Origin of the sequence: Calidithermus terrae, from assembly GCF_003574345.1 — a bacterium.
GTDB lineage: Bacteria > Deinococcota > Deinococci > Deinococcales > Thermaceae > Calidithermus > Calidithermus chliarophilus.
Window position 1 is genome coordinate 1 of the sequence record NZ_QXDL01000036.1, and the last position, 24401, is coordinate 24401.

Consider the following 24401-nt stretch of genomic DNA (forward strand, 5'->3'; position numbering starts at 1 on the left):
GCGGCCGAGTTCCTCGGCTAAGCGCCGGGTGGCGGGGTCGGGCTCGAGGCCCATCTCCCCTGCCAGCCGCCGGGCAAAAGCGGCGTACAGCTCGCGGGCCCGCCCGGCCTCTCCCAGCGCCACCGCGTGCTGGAGGAAGGCCTGCACGGCCCGCTCGTTGAAGGGGTCACGCTCCAGCAGGCGCTCGAGCCGCCCCAGCAGTTCCTGCGAGGGCTGGGACTCGGCCGCCTGGCTCAGCAGCGCGTCGCCCCAGGCGGTCTCGAGGTCGGCGCGCTCGGCCTCGAGCCAGTCCTCGAGCCCGGGCAGGCCGTAGACCCGCACCCCCTCGAGGAAGGGCCCGCCGTAGAGCTCCACCGCCCGGGCCCACTGCCCGCGGGCCAGGGCCTGCCGGAAGAGCCGCACGTCGAGCTCGGCCAGCCAGCGCACCCCGCCCGCGTCGGCCTCGAGGCCCTCCACCCCCTCCGTCTGGCGCACCCGGTGCAGCAACTGGCGCAGGTTGTTGCGGGCCGAGGCGGGCTCGAGATCCGGCCAGAACAGCCCCACGAGCTCCTCGCGGCTCACCCAGTCCTCCTGGGCGGCCAGGTAGCCCAGCAGCCACAGCGGGCGCTCCCGGGGCAACCCGACGACCGTTTCCCCTCGCTCGAGGCGGGGCACACCCAGGAGACAGACGCGTACGCTCATGTGCTGCTGCCCCCAACATATCAGAACCCGACCAGCATCCCTGTTCGTCCCGGCCGAACCTCGCCCCCGTCCGCGCCGACCATACCCTTCTCCGCTTCCTGGTCTAAATCCGAAAAGCCCGCTCCAGGACGCCAATTCCCACTCATTTCCATTTGAACAGCAGGCGAACACCCCCCCGCTAAGGTCAAGTTAGGAGGTAAAAGAGGATGAAAAAGCTCTTCGCGCGGGTCTTCGTGGCGTTGGCTGCGATCAGCATGATGGCCGTGGCTCTAGCTGACATTTCGGGCAACGGTGGTGGCGGCACCGGTGGGGGCTAGGCCGTAATCCCGGAGGACTAACTCGCGGCGGGCGACGGCTAAGGCCCGCCGCGGGTCGATTCTGGGAAGGTGCTCGACGGCGAGGTCCCACAGCTCGAGGTCGTCGCGGGTCACGTAGGCGAGGTGGAGCAAGGCCTCGAAGTCGCGCGAGCTCAGGGCCGCCTCGCGGATGGCCCGCTCGAGCACCGCCCGTTCCTCCACCACGAGCGGGGCGTCGGAACCTGGCAGCAGCGGCCCCTGGTAGAGGCTGAGGGCCTGGCGCAGGTCCCCCCGCACCAGCAGGCGGCGCACCTGCTCGAAGTCGGCCTCGGCCTCGAGGGTCAGGCGGTAGGGCTCGCTGTCCAGCGGGATCACCGCCTTGAGGTGCGGGATGTAGCTCTTCAGGCGGCGGTTGTTCTCCTCTTCGCCGTAAACGGCCTCCGCCAGTTCCCGCGAGCTCAGCCCCTGGGGGTTGAGCACCAGCGCCGTGAGCAGCTCGGCCTGGCGCAGGTGCAGCGTCAGAGGGGCCCCGTTGAGCCAGGCCTTCATCTGGCCCAGGAAGTGCAGGTGCAGCGGCTTGGGCTTGTCCAGGAGGAGGCGGTAGACCGACCCGAAGCGGTGCTCAGGCCCCACGACCAGCTCCCAGGCCTTGGGGTTGAAGCGCAGCATGATGGGCTGGATGCGGTTGAGCACCTGCTCGGCCTCCGCCTTGCGCCCTGCCCTCAGCAGGGCGTAGGCCTCGAGGCAGCGCGCGGGCAAGCTGTAGGGCCGCTGGCCGATGCGCTCGAGGGCGTCGCCGATGTCCCTGAGCTCGAGCGCGGCCCCCGCCGGGTTGTCCAGCACCTTTACATAAGCCGCGGCCAGCCGGGCTTGGCACTGGTAGACCAGGGGGCTAGGCTCATTAAGCGTCACGGCCTTGTCAGCGGCGGCCCGCGCCTTCTCCCACTGACCAAGTTCGATGAGGCAGCGCACGTACCCCAGGGCGAACATGCCGTAGCTAACGCGCTGACGTATCTGGCCCCAGACCCGCTCCATCCATTCCATGGCCTCCTCGTAGCGCCCCTGGAGATACAGCAGCTCGGCCAGGGTCCAGGTGAGGAGGTTGCGGGTGCGGGGGCCGGCCTCGGATAGGCTGCATGCCTCGTTGCGAAGCTGTTCCTCCAGCCCGACCGTGTCGCCCAGCAGCATGCGGGCAGTAGCCTGCTCGTTGAGCACCGACAGCCGCAACCATACGTTCGACAGATGGTAGCGGTCCATCACGTCTGTCGCCCACTCACACCAGGTGACCACCTGCTGGGGTTCACAGGCCAGGTAGTGGGCCTGTGCCAGGGAGAGCGATATCTGGGCCTGCAGGTAAGGGACGTGTTCGGCTTCAGCCATGGCGAGCGCCGCCTGCAACACGCTCAAGCTCTCTTCGTAGCGGCCCGCCTGCAGGACGTAGCCATACAGCGCTAAGGTCACCGCGGTGCGCCGGGTTTTCACGGCCCGCTCGAGGTGCTCCATGCTGCCGGGGCTAGCGGGAAGGTGCAAAGCGTAGCCCAAGTACGCCCGCAATTCGGGGTCGTCCCTCCGGGCCAGCACCTGCTCGGCCTGCGGGATGACCTCGGTGTGGCGGCCCAGCTCGATGCCCGAGGCCAGCCGCCAGCGCAGCACCACCGGGTCTTCGGCCAAGCTGCCGCCCAAGGCGCTGAGGTGGGTGTAGAGGTACTTGGACAGCCCCTGGGCCAGCAGTTCCCAGCCGATCTGGTCGAGGTACAGCGGCAGCATCTCCGGGCCGCGCTTGACCAGCAGCTCGAGCGCGCGGTCGGCGCGGCCGTTGTTGAGTTGCCGCCGCACGGCACCGGCCAGGGTGTCGTCCTCGGCGGCCTCGAGGTTGAAGGAGGGCGTCTCCTGGAAAGAGATGTAGCGCACCCGGGGAAGGTCCAGCGGGGCTTGGTCGCGGTGGTCGAACTGCAGGTAGACCCGCAAGCGCTTGGCGACCGCCAGGCGCCGCACCAGGTCGGGCATGTGCTGGGCCTGGAGCAGCACCAGGCAGAGGTTGGGCAACAAGTCGGCGTGCTGCTCGAGGGTGTTGACGATGTAGCCCGGGTCGGCCCCCTGGCCCAGGAGGTCGTTGCCCAAGGCGGCGTAGACGGCGCGGGAGAAGTCGTTGGCCTGGAGGACGGGGTCGGCGGCGTGGGCGGACGTGCCCATGCAGATGGCGGTCCGGTCTTCGCCCTGACGCACCGTGCCAATGCCGATCTCCTGGATGACCTCAGCCATGCACCTGTGCAGCGGTCCCGTCAGGATCGTAACCATTCGCGCAACGCCCTCCTCAGACTCCACGACGCCTCTGACTTCCGACCATCCTACTCCCTCGGCGGCTTTGCATGGACAGGTTACAACCAATCCTGGGCATTGTGAACCCTGCCGCAGGGCAACCCCACGGCGGGCCGGGCCGCAGGATCGCCCCGCAGCTGCGGGTTTAAGGGTTCAGTTGGGCATGCCCAGCATCTGGGTGAACGCCTCGACCACCGCAGGGTCGAAGTGGGTGCCGGCGCTGTGCCGGATGTGCTCGAGCACCTGCTCGCGCGGCCAGGCCTTGCGGTAGGGGCGGTCGGAGCTGAGCGCGTCGAAGACATCGACTACGGCGAACATCCGTGCGGCTATGGGGATCTCCTCCCCCCCCAGGCCGCGCGGGTAGCCCGAGCCGTCCCACTTCTCGTGGTGGCAATAGGGGATGTCGAGGGCAGGGCGCAGGAACTCGATGGGCCGCAGCAACTCGTAGCCCAACGTGGTGTGGTTCTTCATGACCTCCCACTCCTCGGGGGTGAGGGGTCCGGGCTTCTGCAGGATGTGGTCGGGGACGCCCATCTTGCCGATGTCGTGCAGCAGCGCCCCGCGGCGGATGTGCACGAGGTCGCCGCTGCGGTAGCCCATCGCCAGGGCGAGCCGCACGGTGAGGTCGGTGACGCGGCGGGAGTGGCCCTCGGTCTCGCGGTCGCGCAGGTCCAGGGCGCGGGCCCAGCCCTCGATGGTCTGGTCGTAGGCGTAGAACACCTCGGTGTTGGAGCGCTGCAACTCCTCGAACAGCTCGCTCGACTCGAGCGCGATGGCGGCTTGGCCGCCGAGGGCGTGCAGGAATTCCTTCCAGCCGTCTTCGACCTCCCCGGGATAGGGGTACTGCGCCACCAGCACCCCCTTGACTAAGCCCTTGGCGATCAGGGGCACGAGCACCAGGACGGCCGGGCCGTTGGTGTGCCCTGAGCCGTTGTTGAGCGGTTGGGGCAGGGGCACCTCGAGCACCTCCCGCCGCCGCATGGCCTGCACGGCCACCTCCGCGACGCGCTCGCCCTCCCCCATGTCGAAGGACAGGCCGACGTACGCGACCGACTCCAGCAGCAGCGTCCCGGGCAGCACCCGGAAGAGCCCGCCGCGCTGCACCCCTAACTGGCGGCTCATCTGCTCGAGCAGCGTCGCGGCCATGATGCGGATGTCGGCGCTGCCGGTGATGCTGCGGTCGATGTGGCGCAGGGCCTGCAGGCGCCCGATCTCGGTCTCGAGCTTCTGCCGGTACTCGTCGGCCAGCGCGGCGGCCGCCCGCTGCTCGGTGATGTCGCGGGTCACGCTCAGAACCGAGGTGATGACGCCCCTGGCGTCGCGCAGCGGGGCCGAGTGCGTCTCGAGCCAGCGCACGGTGCCCTTGAGCCCCACGACGCGGAACTGGAGCTGGCCCGCCTCCCCGCGGCAGGCCCGCTCGTGGAGCTCGGCGAAGGCGGGCCGGTCGTCGAGGTGGATGAGCCGGCTGACCGGCTTCCCGATGACCTGGGCGCTGTCGTCGGCCTCGATCATGCGCAGGCCGGCGGGGTTCATCTCCAGCAGCGTGCCGTCGGCGGCGACGATCTTGACGCACTCCGGCTCGCTCTGGACGATGGTGCTCAGCCGCGCCTCCCGCTCGCGCAGCGCCTCCTCGGCCTGCCGGCGCTCGGTGATGTCGGTCTGGACCGACACGAAGTGCGTGGGGCGGCCCCCGGTGCTGGAGAAAGGGTGGATGCTGATGAACACCCAGTAGGGCGTGCCGTCCTTGCGGTAGTTGAGCAGCTCCCCCGAGACCGGCTCGAAGCGCCGCAGCTTGACCTTCATCCGGTTGACCTCGGCGCGGTCGGTCCCGGGGCCCTGCAGGATGCGCGGCGTCTGGCCCAGCAGGTCTTCAGGGTCGTAGCCGGTCTTCTCCTTGATGCGCTGGTTGACGTAGGTGATGCGGGAGTCCGAGGGGTTCTTGGGGTCGGCCTCGGCGACGATGACGAGCTCGTTGAGGTTGTCGAGCGCCGTGGCGTAGAGGAGGAGTTGCTCCTCGGCCCTGCCGCGCCGCTCGGACTCCCTGAGCCGTTCGTACTGCAGGCCCCAGATGGCCCCCAGGGTGCTCAAGGCCGACATCATCGCGTCGCGGTCGGCCCAGGCCCTGAACAGGAAGGCCGCGTAGCCCACCAGCTCCGGGCCCGCCCGCAGGCCCACCGAGATGGCGTGCTCGGCCCCCAGCAGGTGGTAATTGTTCTCAGCCGGGCCGCGGTAGTCCCCCGGGAGCTTCCACTCCAGCCAGCGCCCCAGGGAGAGGGCGCTCAGCTCCCCGGGCTCGGGCTGCTGGAGCCGGTGCACGGCGGGCACGCTCTCCAGGCCGTAAGCGGCGGCCAGGCCGAAGCCTTCCGTGGTCCTCAGGTGCAGCAAGGCCATGTCGGCCTGCAGCAAACCGGCGATCTCCTGCAGGCCGTTCTCCAGCACGTGTGCGCTGGAGGTCTGCTTCAGGAGGGTCTCCGAAACCCGAAGGCTCAGTGAGTAAAACTCGCGGTCGCCACTCGATGAAGCGGGATCTACTCCCTCGGACATAACGTCCCTCGCGCTGAGCGCATGAACCAATGATACAACCCGGCGCAGAAAGGGCCCAGGCCATTAGCCCCGCGCGGCCCCGGCCGGCCGCACCCTCAAGGATCGCTCAAAGGTCCAGGCGCTCGAGCCGGCGCTCGAGCTGCGCGAGGTAGTCGAAGAACAGCGGGCCGTAGTGGGCCAGCTCGTCCCCGCCGGTGACGACCAGGGGGTAGCCCCAGCCGCGCGTGCCCAGCAGGGCGGCGGCCCGCTCCTCAGCCCGTGAGCGGTGGGGCTTGGGCTCGTAGATCACCAGGTCGGGGCGCAGGGCGGGAACGGCCTCGAGGTCGGGGGTGAAGTAGCTCTGGGGGTGGCCGGCGAAGACGTTGACGAGGCCCAGGTGCCGCAGCGCCTCGCCCACGTAGCTGCCCCGGCCGACGGTCACGGGGCCGCCCAGGTCGAACTCGAGGTAGACCCGCAGCGGCGGCAGGATGCCCGCAAGCTGGGCGTACTGCTCGGCCAGCCGGGCGCACAGCCTCGAGGCCACCTCCCCCACCCCCAGCAGCTCGCCCAGCAGCACGGTGTTCTCCAGGATGCCGTAGGGGCTCTGGGGCAGCGGCACCGGGAAGACCGGCACCCCGCCCTGGCGCAGCTCCTCCAGCAGCCCGCGCTGCACGCCGGTGCTGACGAGCACCAGGTCGGGCTCGAGGCCGCGCAGCAGCTCCCAGCGCACCCGGGTGTAGCTCGAGACCACCGGCAGCGCCAGCGTGGCCGCCGGGCGGTAGCAGAAGGCGCTGCGCCCCACCACCCGCTCCCCCAGCCCCAGGGCGAAAAGGGTCTCGGTGGCGTTGGGGGCCAGCGAGACGATGCGGCGGGCCGAGTCGGGCAGTTCGACGGGGCCCAGCCAGTCATGCACAAGCTTCACGGCGCACCTCCTCGAGCCAGCCCCGCACCCGCGCGCGCAGGGCGGGCAGGTCCTGGTCGTTCCAGATGACCCAGGTGGCCCGCCGGGCCTTCTCCTCCTGGGGGAGCTGGTTGGCGTCGCGGGCCGCGAACTCGGCCGCGCTCAGCCCGCTGCGGGCGTGCACCCGCTCCCGGCGTAGCTCCGTGGGGGCCAGCACCGCCAGCACCCCGGCGAACTCGCGCTCCCGGCCCGTCTCGAAGAGCAGCGGGATGTCCTGCACCACGAGGCTCTCCCCCCGCTCCTGGGCCTGCCGGGTGGCCTCGGCCATGCGCGCGCGCACGTAGGGGTGCAGGAGGGCCTCGAGGTCGCGCTTGGCCTCGGGGTCGGCGAAGACGATCCGGCCCAGGCGGCGACGGTCGAGCTCTCCCCCGTCGCAGGCCTCGGGGAAGCGCCGGCAGATGGCCTCGCGCAGCACCTCGGCCCCCTCGCGGGCGAAGGCGTCGGCGTCGAGCACCGTCACGCCGAGCTCGCGCAGGACCTGCGCCACGGTGCTCTTGCCGCTGCCGATGCTGCCGGTCAGGCCGATGACTTGCATGCCCAACGGCTCACAGGCGGCGGCGCTTGCGGCGGCGGTTCTGGGAAGGGCGGTCAGGGGAACGCGGGGGCTGCGGCGGCGAGGGCTCGCCCTCCGTCCCCCCGCTCCACTCCCCGAAGTAGATCTTGCTCACCGTGACCCGCGTCCCCCGGTCGGGGCGCTCGCGCTTGGCGGGGGGGCCCACCGCGCTGCGGGCGGCCTTCTTGCCCCCGCCCCTTGCCCCCTTCCCCTTGCCCGGCCCCTGCGCGGGGCCGGCCTCGGCGGCCTTACCCGGCTTGGGGGGCCTCCCGGCGCCTTCGGGACGCTTGGCCGGCCTGCGGGAGCGGGCGGCCCGGGGCTCGCCCTCGGCCGGCGCGGGCTCCATGTCGATCTGCCGGGCGGCGGGGTTGGCGGCCATGATGGACACCTCGAGCTCGTCCCCGATGCGGATGCGCCGCTTGCTGCGCTGGCCCACCAGGGCCAGGAGGTCGGGGGTGTAGTGGTAGTAGTCGTCGCGGAGGTTCTCGAGGCGGATCATGCCCTCGACGCCGTTGTCCAGGGCCACGAAGACCCCGAAGTCGGTGACGCCGGAGACGATGCCCTTAAACGTCCGCCCGACCTGCTCCTGCGCCCACAGGCACTGGTAGAACTTGGTCAGGTCGCGCTCGGCCTCCTCGGCGGCGCGCTCGCGCTCGGAGGTGTGCTCGGCCATGCCGGGGAAGCGGGCGGCCCATTCCTCGCGCTTCTTCTCGGTGGCGCGCCGCTTCAGCACCGCGCGCAGGACCCGGTGCACCACCAGGTCGGGGTAGCGGCGGATGGGGCTGGTGAAGTGCAGGTAGTGCTCGGCGGCCAGGCCGAAGTGGCCCAGGTTCTCCGCGGCGTAGCGGGCCAGCCGCAGCGAGCGCAGCAGCAGGCTCGAGACCACCTTCTCCTCGGGTTGCCCCTCGGCCTTGTAGAGGATCTGCTGCAGGGCCTTGGGGCTGGGCTCGCCGTGGGGCAGGGTGTAGCCCAGGCGGGCCAGGTTCTGCACCAGTTCGGCGTAGGCCTTCTCGGAGGGGTCCTCGTGGACGCGGAAGAGCGCGGGGATGCCCCGCTCGGAGAGGTGGCGGGCGACGGTGCGGTTTGCCAGCAGCATCAGCTCTTCGATGAGGCTGCGGGCGTCGGGCTCGCGGATGGGGATGAGGTGGGGGGTGCCGTCGTCGCCGATGTCTACCTTGACCTCGCTGAAGCGGAAGTCGAGGGCGCCGCGCTGCAGGCGGTCCTCCTTGAGGGCCTTGGTGAGCGCGAGCAACAGGGTGAGGTCGGCGGCCAAAAAGCCGTACTCCTCGGGCAGCGGCTTGCCCTCGGCGTAGTCTTGCACCTGGTTGTAGGTCAGGCGGGCCACGCTGCGGATGACGCCCTCTTTAAACTCGTAGTCACGGATCTGGCCGTCCTTGTCGATGTCGATCAGCACCGACAACACCAGGCGGTCCTCGTGCGGCACCAGCGAGCACACCCCGTTGGACAGGCGCTCGGGGAGCATGGGCAGCACCCGGCCGGGCAGGTAGACGCTAGTAGCACGGGCGTAGGCGTCCTTGTCGAGGGCGCTGTGCTCCTTGACGTAGTGGGACACGTCGGCGACGTGCACGCCCACCCGGAAGATTCCCTTGGGCAGCCGCTCGACGTGGATGGCGTCGTCGAAGTCCTTGGCGTCGGCGCCGTCGATGGTGAAGACGTTGAGGCCGCGGAAGTCGGTGCGGCGCTCGAGCTCGGACGGCGGGATCTCGAAGGGGATGCGCTCGGCCTCGGCCAGGGCGTCGGGGCTGAACTCCTTGAGGAGGTTGTGCTTGACGACGACCGCCTCGGTCTCGCTTTGGGGGTCGTCGGCTTGGCCCAGGTACTCCAGGAACTCGCCGTAAGGCTCGTGGCCGGGACGGTCGGGGTAGTTGATCTTGACGGCGATGCGGGCGCCGGCCTCGAGCTCGCCCAGGCCCAGCGGCATCAGCTTGATCATGCGCGGCAGCTTGGGGTCGTCGGAGATGAGCCAGGCGAAGCCGCGCTTGAAGTCGAGCCGCCCGGTCATGCGGTCGCGGGCACGCTCGAGCACCTCCGCCACCACCCCCCAGGGCTTGCGGTCGCGCCCCGGCGGCTGCGGCACCACCACCACCCGGTCGCCGTGCCAGGCCCCGGCGAGCGAGCCCTTAGGCACGTAGAGGTCCTCGCGCCCCGGCTCCTCGGGCACCGCGAAGCCGAAGCCCAGCGGGTGCACCTGGAGCTTGGCGACGAAGCCCCGCCCCGGCCGCCCGCCCACGGGCTTGCGGATCTCCGAACCCGCGCCCGGCAGCATATAGGTGTGGCGGCGCGTCTCGACCAGCTTGCCCTCGGCCACCAGCCGGTCCAGCGACTCCTTGGCTTCAGCCCGCTCGAGGCGCAGGCTACGGATAATCTCTCGCAGCCCGTACTGCTTGTCCGGCTGCTTACGCAGAAATTCGAGAATTGTGTCGGTCATGGCTTTCGTAGCGACTAGTAGCTACATCTCCGTAGGTCTAGCACAGTAAGTCTAGCATACCCGTCGGGTTACATCCGATTAGTTGCATCCTATACAATTTTACCATAACCAAAAATAGATCTTGACAATTGCGGCGGTGAGTTCAATATAATCACACAGGAGGCAGTCGTGGGGAAACACATCGCCTTTCTAGTCCTAGCTGCTTGCTTATTTGTTGGGTGTGGCAAGGAAGCTATGAGCAAGGGAGAGCAGGAAACCATTCGAGTAGATTGGAGCAAAACTAAGATCGAATCAATTGGGAATATCATCGTTTCCGACTTTCTCAAGAGTGAAGTGCTGAGGACTCTGAAGCTAACTCGCGGACCCGAAAACCAGACGGCCCCTATTCCATATAAGGCCGTGACGTTCGTCCAAGTCGGTGATCAAATTTCAAAAGACCTGGATACAGATCCGTTCACCAACCCTATTGAGGTCGTACGCAAAACCGGTTCTTTCATCGTCGATATCGAACCTGATGGAGCCGTCATCTACTATCCTGTGTGGAGCAATCCACGCAACGAGCCTCCTGCGCTATCTGAGGTTTCTAGCGATAGCCCCGCACCGCAGCAGGTATGCTGCATTCTTGGTTACAAGATCGACACCAGGGTGAGCTATTCATCTGACGGGGATTGCTGCAAAGCCTACGTCGGAGCACTCAGAAACCACACGGACCAACCTGCAACCATCAGCGTCACCGTCAGTCATACGGCTACTTCTTCAATCAGCGGTGGCTTTGACCAAGGAAAAATCAAATACTCGATCAATTGGCAATCGTCTACCAGCCGCACCTGGACGGTTTCACAAACTGTATCGCCACACGGTCTCAGGAAAATCTACGCATTTGGCACGGGCCGCCGCTACTACGGCGAGCAATACAAATATCCAGCCACAGCTTCCAGTTGCTCAGCCGCGCCAGCACAGTGCAGCGCTACCGGCTGGAGCGCATTCGTAGCACAGGGCATCGGTTACACGATCACCGGCAGCTACTAAGTGCAAAGCACTGCTTCTGGGGCACCTCGAGGATGTGCATCCTCGAGGTGCCCCATTACAGCACCCCCTCGAGCGCCACCTTGGTCGCCGCCAGGCTCTCCCCCAGCGCCTCGACGGCCTGGTCGATGTGCTCCTTCTCCACGATGAGGGGGGGCTCGAGGCGCACCACCTTGGGGTTGTTGAGCCCGAAGGCGGTGAGGATGCCCCGGGTGGCGAGCTCGGCCACCACCAGCGCGCCGATGTCGGCGTCGGTGAACTCCAGGCCCACCATCAGGCCGCGCCCGCGCACCTCCTCGATGAACTCGGGGTAGGCGTCCCAGAGCTGCTTCAAAGAGCCCATGAGGTACTGGCCCATCTCCTGGGCACGGGCCGGGAGGTCTTGCTCCAGGGTCACCTCGATGGCCGCCAGGGCCGCCGCCGCGGCGAGCGGGTTGCCGCCGAAGGTGGTGGAGTGGATCAGGGGCTCGTGCTTGTAGACCTCGAAGATCTCGGGGCGCACGACGGTGGCGCTGATGGGCATCACGCCCCCGCCCAGAGCCTTCGCGCTGGTGAGGATGTCGGGCTCGACGCCCTCCCAGTCCACGCCCCACAGCTTGCCGGTGCGCCCCAGGCCGGTCTGCACCTCATCGACGATGAGCAGCACGCCCTTCTCGCGGGTGATGCGCCGCACCTCGCGCAGGTAGCCCTCCGGCGGGATCCGGATGCCGCCCTCGCCCTGGATGGGCTCGAGGATCACCGCCGCTGTGTCGGGCCCGATGGCCTCCTCGACGGCCTTGGCGTCGCCGAAGGGCACCACCGTCACGCCCGGCACCAGCGGGGCCGCCGGGAGCTGGTAGTGCTCCTTGGGCGTCACGGAGAGCGCCCCGTAGGTCTTGCCGTGGTAGCCGTTCTTGGTAGTGATGAACCCGGGCCGCTTGGTGTGGATGCGGGCGAACTTGAGCGCAGCCTCTACGGCCTCGGTGCCCGAGTTGCCGAAGAACACCATCGAGAGGTCGCCGGGGGTGATCTCGGCCAGCCGGTGGGCCAGGCGGGCCGTGGGCTCGGAGACCATCACCCGCACCGACATGGGCATGCGGTCGAGCTGGGCCTTGACCGCCTCGACCACCCGGGGGTGCCGGTGCCCCAACGAGAGCGTGCCGTAGAGCCCCAGGAAGTCCAGGTACCGCTTGCCCTCGGTGTCCCACACGTAAACCCCTTCGGCGTGGGATTCCACCTTGTCGAGCCCGGTGAAGCGGAGCAGGCCCGCGAGCCCGGGGTTCACGTGCTTCTCGTACCAGTTGAAAGCTTCCATCAGGGCGATTCTAACACCGGGCCTCGAGCGCACCCCTGATGGCATAATGGCCTCAGGGTCCTGCCCGAACCGAACCTTGAAAACTCAGCCGACACTTCCGGGGGCTCGAGGGGCAGTTTGGCTCGGTGGGATCAAGTGTTTTCCCCACACACGCGGGGATGAACCGAGATGGTCGAGTTCCACGCCCGGAGCCAACTGCGTTTTCCCCACACACGCGGGGATGAACCGACCAACCAGAGCGTGTGGATTCAGGAGGGCGAGTTTTCCCCACACACGCGGGGATGAACCGACGTTTCGGACGTGTTCGTTCACCTCGAGTACGTTTTCCCCACACACGCGGGGATGAACCGGCCAGGAAGTCGCTGCCGGTGCGCTCGTAGCGGTTTTCCCCACACACGCGGGGATGAACCGCTCGAGCGGGTGGAGGCGGTGGTGGCCCAGCAGTTTTCCCCGCACACGCGGGGATGAACCGACCCACGGGGCGTGCCCCCACACCAACAACCCGTTTTCCCCGCACACGCGGGGATGAACCTCGACCAGCGGCCGCTGCTCGGCCGCGACCGCCGTTTTCCCCGCACACGCGGGGATGAACCTCGACCAGCGGCCGCTGCTCGGCCGCGACCGCCGTTTTCCCCACACACGCGGGGATGAACCGTACACGCTTGGGGTGCATGTGGTCCTGGAATGCCGTAGGGGCGCAGCGCGCTGCGCCCCTACGCTCGTTTTACCGGGCTTGCAGGTTCACTCCGGCCAAAGACCCAGGCCCTCGCGCTCGACGTGGTAGCCGGCGGTCTCGAGGCGCTGCACCACCTCGCGGCCGTGCTCGTCGTCGCGCACCTCGAGCACCAGCTCCACGCCCACCTTGCCCAGCGGGGCCAGCCAGAGGGCGCGGCGGTGGAAGATGTCCACGACGTTGGCCCCGGCCTCGGCCACCTTCTCGATGATGCGGGCCAGGGCGCCGGGGCGGTCGATCAGGGAGAGCTTGAGCAGGAGGTAGCGGCCCTGGCGCACCAGCACCTGCTCGATGACGCGGGCCAGGAGGTTGCCGTCGATGTTGCCGCCGCACAGCACGGTGCAGACCACGTCGTCGGGGCGCACCGGGACTTTCCCGGCCAGCAGGGCGGCCATGCCCGCGGCGCCCGCGCCCTCGACCACCAGCTTGCCGTACTGGGCGCAGTGGAAGATGCCGCGGGCGATCTCGTCGTCGCTGACCTCGACCACGTCGTCCACGTGCTGGCGGATCAGGGGCAGGGTCAGGTCGCCGGGGCGCTTGACCGCGATGCCGTCGGCGATGGTCTGGGCGGCGGTGACGGCGATGGGGTGACCGGCCTCGAGCGAAGGCCGCACCGGCGCACAGCCCGTGGCCTGCACCCCCACCACCCGCACCGAAGGCTTGAGGCTCTTGGCGGCGACGGCGATGCCGGAGATGAGGCCCCCGCCCCCGATGGGCACCACCAGGGTGCTGACCTCGGGGAGGGCGGCGAGGATCTCGAGGCCGATGGTGCCCTGCCCGGCGATCACCCGCTCGTCGTCGAAGGCGTGGACCCAGGTGTAGCCGTGCTGCTGGGCCAGCTCGCGGGCGTGTGCGGCGGCGTCGTCGAAGGAAAGGCCGGAAAGCACCACCTCGGCCCCCAAGGCCTGGGTGGCCCTGACCTTGGTGAGCGGGGCGTACTGCGGCATCACGATCACCGCGCGGATGCCGTGGAGTTTGGCCGCCAGCGCCACGCCCTGCGCGTGGTTGCCCGCCGAGGGCGCGATGACGCCGCGGGCCTTCTCCTCCTTCGTGAGGTGGCTGATCTTGTTGTAGGCCCCGCGGATCTTGAACGAGCCGCTCTTCTGCAGGCACTCGGCCTTGACGTAGGCCCTCGAGCCGATCTCCCGGGAGAGCGCCTCGTCGGCCAGCAGCGGCGTGGAGGCGATGATGCCCCGCAAGAGCTCCTGGGCGGCCTGGATGTCGGATAGCTGGATGGACATAGGATGACGGTCTCGGGGTGTGAGGTGGCGAGGAGGCAGGCGGTCAGCGGTAAGCCGCGGGCGGCGGGCGAGCGGTCTTTGGCTCAGGGCTTAGCGCCTTCCCCTTCGTCAGCGCCCGCTCGCCAGCAGGCGGAAGCGCGAGGTGAGGTGGCTCAGCGCCTGGGCCTCCAGCGCCCGCACGTCCACCTGGGGGTCGTCGCTGCGGCTGGTGAGGAACACGCTCACCATGCCCTGGCCGCGCTCGCGCACCAGCCACGACATCTCGACCGTGCCCAGCACCTTGCCCTGGGCGTCCACCTTCCGCGCGACGTACGTGGCGCGCACCTCGCGCGGGTTGGAGGGCTGTTGCACGATGGTGAAGGGGCTGTAACCCGCCGGGGCCGTGACCCGCACCGAGTAGAACACGGCCAGCTCGGCGGCGAAGGGCGCGGTGACGTCGGGGCGGTAGGTGGGGTCGGTGCGGCTGATCAGCGCGTCGGTGCCGGCGCTGACGGCCTCGAAGACCATCTCGCCCTTGCCGGTCTCGATCTGGGGCGCGCAGGCGCTGAGGGCCAGGGCCAAGACGAACAACAACCCGAGAGCTTTCCTCATCCGACGACCTCCTTCGTGCCGAGCAGCCCGGCCCAGTCGGTGGCTTCGCGGGCCTGGGCGTAGGCGGTGTCCATCTGGGCGAGCTGCAGCTTGCCCGAGTACTCCTCGTTGACGGCGTGCCAGTAGGTGTACTCCTCGATCACCCACACGCCGCTCTCGCGGGTGCCGTTGCCGCTGCCGCGGATGCCGCCGAAGGGCAGGTGGGCCTCCGCGCCGACGGTGGAGTTGTTGATGCTGCTCATGCCCGCCTTGATCCCCACCTTGAAGCGGTAGGCGGCGTGGCGCTGGTTGGTGTAGATGGCCGAGGAGAGCCCGTAGGAGTGGGCGTTGGCGTACTCGAGGGCCTGCTCGAGGTCCTTGGCCTTGACGAGGTTGATGGTGGGCCCGAAGATCTCCTGGTCGAACTGGCGCATCCCGGGGGCGGCCTCCCACACCGTGGGGGTGCCGAAGATTCCGGCGTCGGGGTCGCCCTTGAAGCGGGGGTAGGGGTTGCTCGAGGCGATGCGCCCCGAGCCGAAGAGCAGCTTGGCCCCGTCCTGCTGGCCCCACTGGTAGTGCTCGCTCCAGCGCTGGAAGAGGCGCTCGTTCATGAAGGGGCCGTAGGTGAGGTCGTCGGAGAGCAGGGGGTTGCCCACCACCGTGGACTCGGTCTTCTCGAGGAAGCGCCGCTTGAACTCGTCGTAGATGGGCTCCTCGACGATGACGTTGCCCGCGCTGGTGCAGCGCTGGCCGCCGGTGGCGAAGGCGCTCCACCACGCCCCCTCCACGGCGAGCTCGAGGTCGGCGTCGGCGAGCACGATCAGGGGGTTCTTGCCGCCGAGCTCGAGGGTCGGGCGGATGAGGTTGCGCCCGGCCACCTCCCCGATCTGGCGGCCTACGGCGGTGCTGCCGGTGAAGGCGAACTTGTTGAGCAGGCCCTCGTCCATCAGCTCGATGAGCCACTGGCCCGTAGAGTCCTTGCCGCCGCCGAAGACCACGTTGACCACGCCCGGGGGCAGCCCGGCCTCCTCGAAGAGCTTGATGAAGACGTAGGAGAGCGCCGGGGAGTCTTCGGATGGCTTCCAGACCACGGTGTTGCCGGTGAGCACCGCGGGGATGATCTTCCAGGAGGGCACGGCGATGGGGAAGTTGCCGGCGGTGATCATCCCGGCCACGCCCACCGGGCGGCGGAAGGTGAAGAGCTCCTTGTTGGCCATCTCGCTGGGCACGGTCTGGCCGTAGAGCCGCCGCCCCTCGGAGGCGAAGAACACGGCGGTGTCGATGGCCTCCTGCACGTCACCGCGGGCCTCGCGCATCGTCTTGCCGATCTCGCGCACCAGCAGGCGGCTGAGGGTCTCCTTCTCGCGGGTCAGCACGGCCGCGAAGTTCATCAGCACGCCGCCGCGCACGGGGGCGGGGGTCCGCGACCACTCCTCGAAGGCCTTGCGGGCTACCTGCGCGGCTCGTCGCACCGTCTCCTTGGAGGCCTCGGGGAAGCGGGCGGTGAGGTCCTCGCGGTCGGAGGGGTTGCGCCGCTCGTGCACCGGCCCCTCGAACACCTCCTCCCCGCCGATGAGGTGACCGATCTCGAGCCCGTTGCCGTACTTGCTCCTGAAGGTGTTCATATCGCTATCCTATCCGAGCCCTTCCGGGCTCCTGAATCCCGGGGCCGAAGCCCCCAACGGCTGTGTGCTTCCAAAGTATATGGGCCCCGCCGGCCCTCCGCGGTGAGGGCCGCGCTTACTGCTGCTGCTTGTACAGCAGGGCCTCGAGGGTCGCGGGGGGCACCATCTCGCTGACGTCGCCGCCGTAGCGGGCGATCTCCTTGACCATGGTGCTGGAGATGAACGACCAGCGGGTCGCGGCCATGATGAACAGCGTCTCGGCGTGCGGGGGGAACTGGCGGTTGAGGTGGGCCATCTGCAGCTCGTACTCGTAGTCCGAGACGGCGCGCAGCCCCTTGACGATCACCTTGGAGTCGATGGCCTTGAGGAACTCGACCAAAAGGCCCTGGAAGGTGCGCACCTCGACGTTGCCGAGGTTGGCCTGGCCCACCGCGTCGCGGATGATGTGAGCGCGCTCCTCGGCGCTGAAAAGCTGCTGGCCGCGCTTGGAGGGGTTCTCCAGCACCGCCACCGTGACGCGGTCGAACAGGCGGCTGGCCCGGCGGATCACGTCGAGGTGGCCGTTGTGCAAAGGGTCGAAGCTACCGGGGTAAACCACGTGCATAGGTCCTCCAGAAAGGCAAGGGAAAGTCTATCCCAAAAGTCCTTCAGGGCTCCTGGCGCACGATGGTCAGGCAGTTGGTGCCGTAGACCCGGCGCTCGCCGATGGGCAACTGCATCTCGGTGGGGTGTTGCAGGATGCGCAGCCCGCCCGGCTCCACGACGTCGGCACTGAGCAGGCGCTCGAAGTCTCGAAGCAGGTCGTGGGGGTAGGGCGGGGCCATGAAGGCCACCACGAAGCGCTGCCCGCGGCGCGCGGCGCGCTCGAGGTAGCGCTCCACCGCCACGGGCTCGATCTGCACCTTGAGCTTGGCCTTGGCCGCGTTCTCGCGCAAAAACTGCTGGGCCTGCCGGTCGATCTCCACGAGCGTCACGTCGAAGCCCTCGCTGGCGGCCTCGAGGCCGATGGCCCCCGAGCCCGCGTACAGGTCGAGGAAGGCGCCGCGCGCGGGGTAGCGCAGCCGCAGGTAGTCGAAGAGGGCCTTGCGCAGGCGCACCGGGCTGGGCCGCGCCGACTGCGGCACCTTCAGGGCCACGCCCCGCGCGCTGCCGCCGAGGATGCGCAGGCTCATCGCGGCGAGGGCACCAGGGTGGGGATCTGCACCGCCTGGGGGTTGCGGAACCAGATCTTGCAGCTATAGCCCCCGGCGGCGGGCTTGGGCACGCTCACCCGGAAGGCGCTGGTCTTGCCGCCGTTCAGCGCCCGCAGGCTGATGAACGCGGAGTTGGTGGCGACCCGCGCGCCCACCGACACCTGCAAGTTGGCCCGGATGTCGCGCAGGACGGCGGGGGTGAGGTTGACGACCACCCCGTCGGCGACCACGGTGCGGCCCTCGAGCTTGCAGCTCCAGCTCTGCACCTTGAGCTTGTACGGCTCCGGCTGGGCCAGCGCCAGCGAGACGAAAACGATCAGCAGGAGTGAGTAAAGACGCATAGTCAAACCTCTGGAGGGCATTCTACCCCAAGGCAAAAGCCGCCTTTCGGCGGCTTCTCGGGCTTGGTCGAGGAGAGAGGATTCGAACCTCCGACCCCCTGGACCCGAACCAGGTGCGCTACCAGGCTGCGCTACTCCTCGTCCGGCATCCAAGTATAGACAGGCAGGGGGGTTTTGTCTAGCCGACGCCGGTTTACGAAGGCCGAGGACGGCAGCCCCGGCCGCCCGGCCGGATATGCCGTTCAGGAGGGCGCTTTCGGGTGATTAAGCGGCGATTAACCCCGAAAACCCCAAAAAACTCCAGCGCTCCGGTAGCCTCGAAAAAGCTGAGGGCACACCCCTGACCTATCGAGGAGGCGTATGCACAGAAGGCTCTATCTCGGACTGATCGTGCTGTTGGCGGCCTGCACCAAGCCCCCCACCAACACCCCCATCGACGTCAAGTGGTCGCAGTGGAGCGGCAGGCCCACCCAGCCGGGCCAGGAAGTCACCATCCCGCAAGGCACCAGCGTCCTGCTCGACGAGAGCCCGCCGCCCCTGCGCGGCCTGACCATCGACGGTGCCTTGGTCTTCGACCGAAAGGACCTCACGCTGCAGGCCGACTGGGTCATGGTGCACGGGCGGCTCGAGGTGGGCACCGAGGACAACCCCTTCACCCACAAGGCCGAGATTGTCCTCACCAGCAACAACCCCGCCGACAACGTGATGAACATGGGCGCCAAGGTGTTGGGGGTGATGGGCGCGGGGGCGCTCGAGCTCCACGGCAGGCCCTACGCCTCGAGCTGGACCCGCCTGGGGGCCACGGCGGCCAAGGGCGCGACCGAGATCGTGCTCGAGAAGGCCGTGGACTGGCCGGTGGGGGCCGAGATCGTCATCGCCTCGACCGACCACTACGGCTGGCAGGCGGGCGTGGACCCGGCCAAGCCGCGCAGCGAGCGGGCCATCATCAAGGCGGTCAACGGCCCCAGGATCACCCTGGAAGCGCCCCTCAGCTACGGCCACTACGGCGCCGGCGCCGACGGCATCCCCGAGTTCGCCGAGGTGGGGCTGCTCAGCCGCAACGTGGTGGTGCGCAGCGACGAGAAAGCCCGCGACAGCAGCTCGGCGGCCTACCAGGTCGGCGGGCACCTCATGGTGATGGGCGGCAGCGCCAGGCTGAGCTGGGTGGAGCTGCGCAACATGGGCCAGAAGGGCAAGTTCGGGCGCTACCCCCTCCACTTCCACCAGATCGGCGACGCGGGGGCCGGCTCCTACTTGAGGTCCAGCAGCATCCGCGAGAGCTTCAACCGCTGCCTGGTGATCCACGGGACCAACAGGCTGCGCGTGGAGGGCAACGTCGCCTTCGACACCTTCGGGCACTGCTACTTCCTGGAGGAAGGCAGCGAGACCGACAACGTCCTCTCGGGCAACCTCGCGGTACTGGTGCGCGCGCTCAAGGACGACCAGCGCCTCATCCCCTCCGACAGCAACCCGGCCGGCTTCTGGATCACCCACCCCGCCAACCGCCTCACGGGCAACGCGGTCGCCGAGGCGGGCACCGGCTACTGGTACGCGCTGCCCAAGCGCCCCATCCCCTTCGGGCGCGCCAACCAGGACCTCACCTGGATGAACGACATCCGGCCCCGGACCACCGCCTTGGGCGAGTTCAGCGCCAACGTGGCCCACTCGGTGCAGAACGACGGGCTCAACGTCGACCGCTCGCACGACTCCAGGCTCTGCCCCGGCGACGCCGACCGCAACGCCTGCAAGGACCACAAGCTCGCCGACCTCACCGACGGGGTGACCACCGTCTACAACCCCCGCACCGACCCCAAGGGCAGCGAGGGCGACGACGCCAAGAACCCGCCCGTCGTCGCCGACTTCAAGGACTTCGTGGCCTACAAGAGCGGCGGGCGCGGGGTGTGGCTGCGCGGGGTCAACCACCGCCTGAGCAACCCCAAGCTGGGCGACAACGCCATCGGCGTGACCTTCGCCTCCAACAAGAGCTACCTCGAGGGCGGCCTGATCGTGGGCGAGAGCGCCAACGGCACCACCCGCATCACCGGCACCTGGATCACCGGGCTGGTGGGCTTCGAGCACTACGACGGCCACGTGGGCGTGGAGGGCACCACCTTCCGCAAGTTCTCGGGCACGGCCCAGCGCGACGTCTACTGCAACGGGGTCAAGACCGCCACCCTCACCGTGCGCAACGCCGCCATCGGCACCCTGCGCTGGACGAGCTTCGGGCTCACCGGGCAGAACTACGTGAAGAACGTCAAGATCGAGCCGGGCAACACCGCCGTCACCTACGACCCGCCGCCCGACCCCTGCTTCACCGCCAGCGGCAGGGACCCCCACGACGGCTACCGCACCGCCGTGTTCTACGACGCCGACGGCAGCGTGACCGGCAGCGCGGGCAAGTCGGTGGTGGTCGATAACCCCTTCCTGCTCACCCCCGACTGCACCGCCCGGGCCGACTGGAACGCCCACGTCTGCGGCCACCTCTACGGCACTCTCTCCATCAGCAACGACGAGCCCAGCCCCAAGCCGCTGGCGGGCAACGACCTCTCGAGCGCCCTCACCCTCACCCGCGACGGCGGCCCCAGCACCCGGCTGTGGGGCATGCCCAACGCCTTCACCTACTTCGAGGCCCGCCTCATCGCCAACCGCCCTGGCACCGCCCACCCCTTCACCTACACCGCCGCCTTCGGCACCGCCAACCGCAGCGCCAAGCTGCGCGTGGGCTACAACCTCCGCGCCCTCCCCGACGGCACCTTCCCCCAGGGCAGCGCCGGCTCCTTCGTGCGGGTCGCACTCCCGGTCCCCAGCGGCGACGTGTGGATCTACCGCAACTACTACTTCAGCGAGAAGAACAACAAGACCACCCGCGTCGCCACCCTGGCCGAACTCGACGCCGACACCACGGGCAAGGTCTACTACCGCGAGGGCGACACCGTCTACCTCAAGCTCTCCCTCACCCAGGCCGACCTCGAGGGCAAGCGCAGCGCCTCGGTGAACTACCACGTCTGCACGACGCTCGAGTGCAAGTGAGGCGGCCGTAAGCCGTCAGCTTTCCCACGCGTCCCCTCCCTCCGGCCGGAGGGAGGGGCGTTCCGCGTCCTGCGTTTGGCGTTCGGCGTTCGGCGTACGACCCCAGTACGGCTACCGGCTATCCACCACCCCTACCTTCTCCTCCAGCAACGCCTGCAAGCCCTCCTCGTCCAGCACGGGCACGCCCAACTCCTGGGCCTTCTGGAGCTTGCTCCCCGCGCCCGGCCCGGCCACGACGTAGCTCGTCTTCTTGCTCACCGAGCCCGAAACCTTGGCGCCGAGGGCCTCGAGCTCGCGGCTGACCTCCTCGCGGGGGCGGGCAAGCTCGCCGGTGAGGACGAAGGTGAGGCCCGCGAGGGCGTTGCCCTTGGGCTTCTCCCTGGCCTCGAACCCCACGCCCGCCTGGCGCAACGCCTCGATGAGCTCGAGCATCTCCGGGCGGTGCAGGGCCTCGTGGACGGCGGTGGCGGTGGTGAGGGCCACGTCCTCCACGGCGTCGAGTTCCTCCACCGAGGCGGCCACGACGCGGTCGAGGTGGCCGAAGCGGCGGGCGAGGGTGCGGGCGAGGGCCTCGCCCACCTGGGGCAGGCCGAGGCCGAAGAGGAGGCGCTCGAGGCCCCGCTTCTTGCTGGCCTCGATCTGCTCGAGCAGGTTCTGGGCGCTCTTCTCGGCCTTGCGCTCGAGCTTGGCGATGTCCTCCAGGCGCAGCTTGTAGAGGTCGGCCACGTTCTTGACCAGGCCCGTCGCCAGCAGTTGCTCGATGAGCTTCTCCCCCAGGCCCTGGATGTCCATGGCGCGGCGGCTGGCGTAGTGGCGGATGGACTCGAAGGCCTTGGCCGGGCACAGCGGGTTGGGGCACAGGTGCACCTTGCCCGAGAGCACGAGCTCGGCCTGGCACTCGGGGCAGTGGGTGGGCCAGACCACGGCGTGCTCGTCCCCGGTGCGGTGCTCGGGCAGCACCCGCAGCACCTCGGGGATCACCCCGCCCGACTTGTGCACGAGCACCGTGTCCCCGACGCACAGGCCCAGCTCGGCGATGTAGCCCTCGTTGTGCAGGGTCACGCGGCTGACCGTGGAGCCCTCGATGTGGACGGGCTCGAGCTCGGCCACCGGGGTCACGCGGCCGGTGCGCCCGACCTGGAAGGTCACGCCCAGCACCCGGGTGGTCTTCTCCTCGGCGGGGAACTTGTAGGCGATGCCCCAGCGCGGGCTCTTGGCGGTGAAGCCCAGCTCGCGCTGCAGGCGGAACTCGTCGATCTTGACCGTGACCCCGTCGGCCTCGAAGGGCAGCTCGCGGCGGCGGGCCAGCATCTCCTGGTAGGCGGCCTCGACCTCGGCCGCGCCCGTCACCCGGCGGCGGTGGGGCTCGACGGCGAAGCCCAGCTCGGCCAGGCGGTCGAGGAGCTCGGACTGGCTGCGGACCCCCAGCGCGTTCACCCCCTGCCCCACGCCGTAGAAGTAGCCCTTGAGCCCCCGGCCCGCGCTGACGCGGGGGTCCTTCTGGCGCAGCGAGCCCGCGGCGGCGTTGCGCGGGTTCTTGAAGGGCGGGGTGCCCTCCTCCTCGAGCCGGGCGTTGAGCTCGAGGAAGGCGGGGATGGGCAAGTAGATCTCGCCGCGCACCTCGAACACCCCCGAGAGCGGCACCCGGCGCGGGATCTCGGCGATGCCCAGCAGGTTGGGCGTCACGTCCTCGCCCACCGTGCCGTTGCCGCGGGTGGCGCCCCACGCCAGCAGGCCGTCCTGATAGAAGAGGTTCACGGAGAGCCCGTCGATCTTGTACTCGAGGGTGTAGTCGAAAGGCCCCGGCAGGCCCAGGGCGCGGGCCGCGCGGGTCTCGAAGTCGGCGATGTCCTGCGGGCCGAAGGCGTTGTCGAGCGAATAAAGCGGGGTGGGGTGGGTGATGGCGGCGAAGGTGGTCTCGAGCACCCCGTTCCCCACCACCTGGGTGGGCGAGTCGGGGGTGACCCACTGGGGGTACTGCTCCTCCAGGCGCTTGAGCTCGGCGAGCAGGCGGTCGTACTCGGCGTCGGAGATCACGGGCGCGTCGAGGACGTGGTAGCGGTAGTTGTGGTAGCGCAGTTCCTCGCGCAGCTCGAGGATTCGCCTGTGGGCGTCGGCATTCTCCATGGCTAAAGTCTACCCCGATTACGCTCTAAGCAAAACGCGACCCCCGGCTCACCCGCTTCATGCCCCACGCACCGGGTGCTTTGCAAGCCTCATGAAAAGTGCCATATAATGCCGCTCGGCAATAGCCAAATGTAAGTGTTTACCTCGAGAGGAGTCACGATGAAGAAATCCGTAGTGCTCGGGATCGCGGCCCTGGGCCTGGCGAGCGTAGCCGGCCTGGCGGCGCTGGCCCAGAACCAAGTGCGCGTCGGCCTTGCCTTCGACGCCGGCGGCAAGCAGGACCGCAGCTTCAACCAGTCCACCTTCGAGGGCGCCCAGCGGGCCGCCAAGGACTTCGGCGTCCAGGTCTTCGACTTCGAGCCGGCTGACCCCTCCCAGGTAGGCTCGGGCATCCGCAAGTTCGCCGAGGAGGGCTTCGACCTGGTCATCGGCGTGGGCTTCGCCAACAACCCCGCCATCACCCAGGCCGCCAAGGAGTTCACCGACGTCAAGTTCGCCGTCATCGACGACGTGCCCGGCGAGGGCAAGCTGCCCAACGCCGTGGGCCTGGTCTTCCGCGAGCACGAGGGCAGCTTCCTGGTGGGCTACATCGCCGGCAGCCTCTCCAACACCGGCGTGGTGGGCTTCGTCGGCGGCATGGACATCCCGCTGATCCACAAGTTCGAGCAGGGCTACAAGGCCGGTGCCGAGCGCGCCTTCGCCGCGCGCGGCATCAAGGGCAAGGTGCTGATCAACTACGTGGGCACCACCCCCGCCGCCTGGAACGACCCCGGCAAGGGCAAGGAGCTCGCCACCAGCCAGAGCCGCCAGGGCGCCGACATCATCTACGCCGCCGCCGGCGCGAGCGGCCTGGGCGTGAAGGACTTCGTCCTGCAGAAGCGCTGCCTCAAGGCCAGCGAGCTGCCCGCGGGCGTGAAGTTCGTCGGCGACAACTTCAAGGGCGTGACCAAGTACGCCGCCTACAACCAGGCCTGCGCGGGCAACACCCGCCCGGTGTTCATGGTGGGCGTCGACGCCAACCAGAACTACCTCGGCGACACCGACCGCAACCCCAACACCCTCAACCACGTGATCACCTCGATGCTCAAGCGCGTTGACCAGGCCACCTACTCGGTGATCAAGAGCGTCAAGGACGGCAGCTTCAAGCCCGGCGTTCAGGAGTTCGGCCTCTCCAACAACGGCGTGGGCTTCGCCCTCGACGACTACAACAAGGCCCTCATCCCGCAGGCCGTCCTCAACCGCGTAGCCACCCTGCGCCAGCAGATCATCAACGGCAGCCTCAAGGTCCCCTCGGCCCGCTAAAGCGGCCAGAGCCCCAAGCCTCTCCCTCCGGGGAGAGGCTTTTTTTCAGCCCTCAGGCGTCAGCTTGTGGCCCGCGGCTCGTGGCGAAAGGCACCCCTCCCCGTCCCTCCCCGCCGGCGGGGAGGGACGGGGAGGGG

At 68.8% G+C, this 24401-nt stretch carries 17 protein-coding genes, 1 tRNA gene and 1 CRISPR repeat array; of the genes, 3 read left to right on the forward strand and 15 right to left on the reverse strand.

Translation table 11 applies throughout. From position 1 onward, the window contains the following. The 6 genes from Mterra_RS06065 to rnr all read right to left on the reverse strand — a co-directional run. A partial coding sequence (locus Mterra_RS06065) for an AfsR/SARP family transcriptional regulator (RefSeq protein WP_275054097.1) occupies window positions 1–681 on the reverse strand: 681 nt, incomplete at its 3' end. Between the two features lie 269 nt (window positions 682–950). After that, window positions 951–3275, reverse strand: coding sequence for an AfsR/SARP family transcriptional regulator (locus tag Mterra_RS06070; protein ID WP_147372568.1), 2325 nt, complete (start codon window positions 3273–3275; stop codon window positions 951–953). Window positions 3276–3449: 174 nt separating this feature from the next. Continuing rightward, window positions 3450–5840 (reverse strand): HD domain-containing phosphohydrolase, encoded by a 2391-nt coding sequence (locus tag Mterra_RS06075; protein WP_170159570.1) that lies wholly within the window; start codon window positions 5838–5840, stop codon window positions 3450–3452. Window positions 5841–5946: 106 nt separating this feature from the next. After that, complete coding sequence (locus Mterra_RS06080; RefSeq protein ID WP_119314373.1) at window positions 5947–6741, reverse strand: helical backbone metal receptor; 795 nt, start codon at window positions 6739–6741, stop codon at window positions 5947–5949. After that, a complete protein-coding gene (gene coaE, locus Mterra_RS06085; protein WP_119314374.1) occupies window positions 6725–7315 on the reverse strand; it encodes a dephospho-CoA kinase in 591 nt (196 codons plus the stop codon). Before coaE ends, Mterra_RS06080 begins: the two co-directional genes overlap by 17 nt. A gap of 10 nt (window positions 7316–7325) precedes the next feature. Then, window positions 7326–9782, reverse strand: coding sequence for a ribonuclease R (gene rnr / locus Mterra_RS06090; protein ID WP_119314375.1), 2457 nt, complete (start codon window positions 9780–9782; stop codon window positions 7326–7328). 168 nt (window positions 9783–9950) lie between these two features. On the opposite strand from rnr, the gene Mterra_RS21775 reads away from it, so the two are divergent. Then, entirely contained in the window at window positions 9951–10811 is an 861-nt protein-coding gene (locus tag Mterra_RS21775; RefSeq protein WP_147372569.1) for a hypothetical protein, read from the forward strand. A gap of 55 nt (window positions 10812–10866) precedes the next feature. Here Mterra_RS21775 and Mterra_RS06095 read toward each other — a convergent pair whose 3' ends face one another. The 8 genes from Mterra_RS06095 to Mterra_RS06130 form a co-directional block, all read right to left on the reverse strand. Then, window positions 10867–12102, reverse strand: a complete 1236-nt coding sequence (locus Mterra_RS06095) for an aspartate aminotransferase family protein (protein WP_119314376.1) — start codon at window positions 12100–12102, stop codon at window positions 10867–10869. A 137-nt stretch (window positions 12103–12239) separates the two neighbouring features. After that, window positions 12240–12757: direct repeats of the CRISPR family, unit length 29 nt; unit sequence GTTTTCCCCACACACGCGGGGATGAACCG. An 86-nt stretch (window positions 12758–12843) separates the two neighbouring features. After that, complete coding sequence (ilvA, locus tag Mterra_RS06100) at window positions 12844–14076, reverse strand: threonine ammonia-lyase (protein ID WP_119314377.1); 1233 nt, start codon at window positions 14074–14076, stop codon at window positions 12844–12846. Between the two features lie 108 nt (window positions 14077–14184). Continuing rightward, the gene (locus Mterra_RS06105) at window positions 14185–14667 is read right to left on the reverse strand and encodes a hypothetical protein (protein WP_147372570.1); all 483 of its coding nucleotides are present in this window, start codon (window positions 14665–14667) and stop codon (window positions 14185–14187) included. Further along, window positions 14664–16271 carry an aldehyde dehydrogenase family protein gene (locus Mterra_RS06110; RefSeq protein ID WP_119314379.1) on the reverse strand — a complete coding sequence of 536 codons (1608 nt, stop codon included), beginning with the start codon at window positions 16269–16271 and terminating at the stop codon, window positions 14664–14666. Before Mterra_RS06110 ends, Mterra_RS06105 begins: the two co-directional genes overlap by 4 nt. 115 nt (window positions 16272–16386) lie before the next feature. Continuing rightward, window positions 16387–16875, reverse strand: coding sequence for a pantetheine-phosphate adenylyltransferase (gene coaD / locus Mterra_RS06115; protein WP_119314380.1), 489 nt, complete (start codon window positions 16873–16875; stop codon window positions 16387–16389). Between the two features lie 43 nt (window positions 16876–16918). Next, window positions 16919–17443, reverse strand: coding sequence for an RsmD family RNA methyltransferase (locus tag Mterra_RS06120; RefSeq protein ID WP_119314381.1), 525 nt, complete (start codon window positions 17441–17443; stop codon window positions 16919–16921). Further along, window positions 17440–17805, reverse strand: coding sequence for a hypothetical protein (locus Mterra_RS06125; RefSeq protein WP_119314382.1), 366 nt, complete (start codon window positions 17803–17805; stop codon window positions 17440–17442). Before Mterra_RS06125 ends, Mterra_RS06120 begins: the two co-directional genes overlap by 4 nt. A gap of 64 nt (window positions 17806–17869) precedes the next feature. Beyond that, window positions 17870–17946, reverse strand: a tRNA-Pro gene (locus Mterra_RS06130). A gap of 219 nt (window positions 17947–18165) precedes the next feature. Between Mterra_RS06130 and Mterra_RS06135 the strand changes: the two genes are divergently transcribed. Beyond that, window positions 18166–20835, forward strand: coding sequence for a G8 domain-containing protein (locus Mterra_RS06135; protein WP_119314383.1), 2670 nt, complete (start codon window positions 18166–18168; stop codon window positions 20833–20835). Window positions 20836–20946: 111 nt separating this feature from the next. On the opposite strand, the gene ligA is transcribed toward Mterra_RS06135, so the two are convergent. Continuing rightward, window positions 20947–22962, reverse strand: coding sequence for an NAD-dependent DNA ligase LigA (gene ligA, locus Mterra_RS06140; RefSeq protein WP_119314384.1), 2016 nt, complete (start codon window positions 22960–22962; stop codon window positions 20947–20949). A 159-nt stretch (window positions 22963–23121) separates the two neighbouring features. Here ligA and Mterra_RS06145 point away from each other — a divergent pair, with 159 nt between their 5' ends. Next, window positions 23122–24264: a BMP family lipoprotein gene (locus tag Mterra_RS06145; protein ID WP_119314385.1), complete on the forward strand. Its 1143-nt coding sequence runs from the start codon at window positions 23122–23124 to the stop codon at window positions 24262–24264. Window positions 24265–24401 lie beyond the last annotated feature (137 nt).

What these genes read in the sequence shown, in the direction of transcription:
- Mterra_RS06070 (WP_147372568.1), bottom strand. Translation starts at nt 3,275, where the DNA reads ATGGTTACGATCCTGACGGGACCGCTGCACAGGTGCATGGCTGAGGTC.
- Mterra_RS06075 (WP_170159570.1), bottom strand. Translation starts at nt 5,840, where the DNA reads ATGTCCGAGGGAGTAGATCCCGCTTCATCGAGTGGCGACCGCGAGTTT.
- coaE (WP_119314374.1), bottom strand. Translation starts at nt 7,315, where the DNA reads ATGCAAGTCATCGGCCTGACCGGCAGCATCGGCAGCGGCAAGAGCACC.
- rnr (WP_119314375.1), bottom strand. Translation starts at nt 9,782, where the DNA reads ATGACCGACACAATTCTCGAATTTCTGCGTAAGCAGCCGGACAAGCAG.
- Mterra_RS06095 (WP_119314376.1), bottom strand. Translation starts at nt 12,102, where the DNA reads ATGGAAGCTTTCAACTGGTACGAGAAGCACGTGAACCCCGGGCTCGCG.
- ilvA (WP_119314377.1), bottom strand. Translation starts at nt 14,076, where the DNA reads ATGTCCATCCAGCTATCCGACATCCAGGCCGCCCAGGAGCTCTTGCGG.
- Mterra_RS06105 (WP_147372570.1), bottom strand. Translation starts at nt 14,667, where the DNA reads ATGAGGAAAGCTCTCGGGTTGTTGTTCGTCTTGGCCCTGGCCCTCAGC.
- Mterra_RS06110 (WP_119314379.1), bottom strand. Translation starts at nt 16,271, where the DNA reads ATGAACACCTTCAGGAGCAAGTACGGCAACGGGCTCGAGATCGGTCAC.
- coaD (WP_119314380.1), bottom strand. Translation starts at nt 16,875, where the DNA reads ATGCACGTGGTTTACCCCGGTAGCTTCGACCCTTTGCACAACGGCCAC.
- Mterra_RS06120 (WP_119314381.1), bottom strand. Translation starts at nt 17,443, where the DNA reads ATGAGCCTGCGCATCCTCGGCGGCAGCGCGCGGGGCGTGGCCCTGAAG.
- Mterra_RS06125 (WP_119314382.1), bottom strand. Translation starts at nt 17,805, where the DNA reads ATGCGTCTTTACTCACTCCTGCTGATCGTTTTCGTCTCGCTGGCGCTG.
- Mterra_RS06135 (WP_119314383.1), top strand. Translation starts at nt 18,166, where the DNA reads ATGCACAGAAGGCTCTATCTCGGACTGATCGTGCTGTTGGCGGCCTGC.
- ligA (WP_119314384.1), bottom strand. Translation starts at nt 22,962, where the DNA reads ATGGAGAATGCCGACGCCCACAGGCGAATCCTCGAGCTGCGCGAGGAA.
- Mterra_RS06145 (WP_119314385.1), top strand. Translation starts at nt 23,122, where the DNA reads ATGAAGAAATCCGTAGTGCTCGGGATCGCGGCCCTGGGCCTGGCGAGC.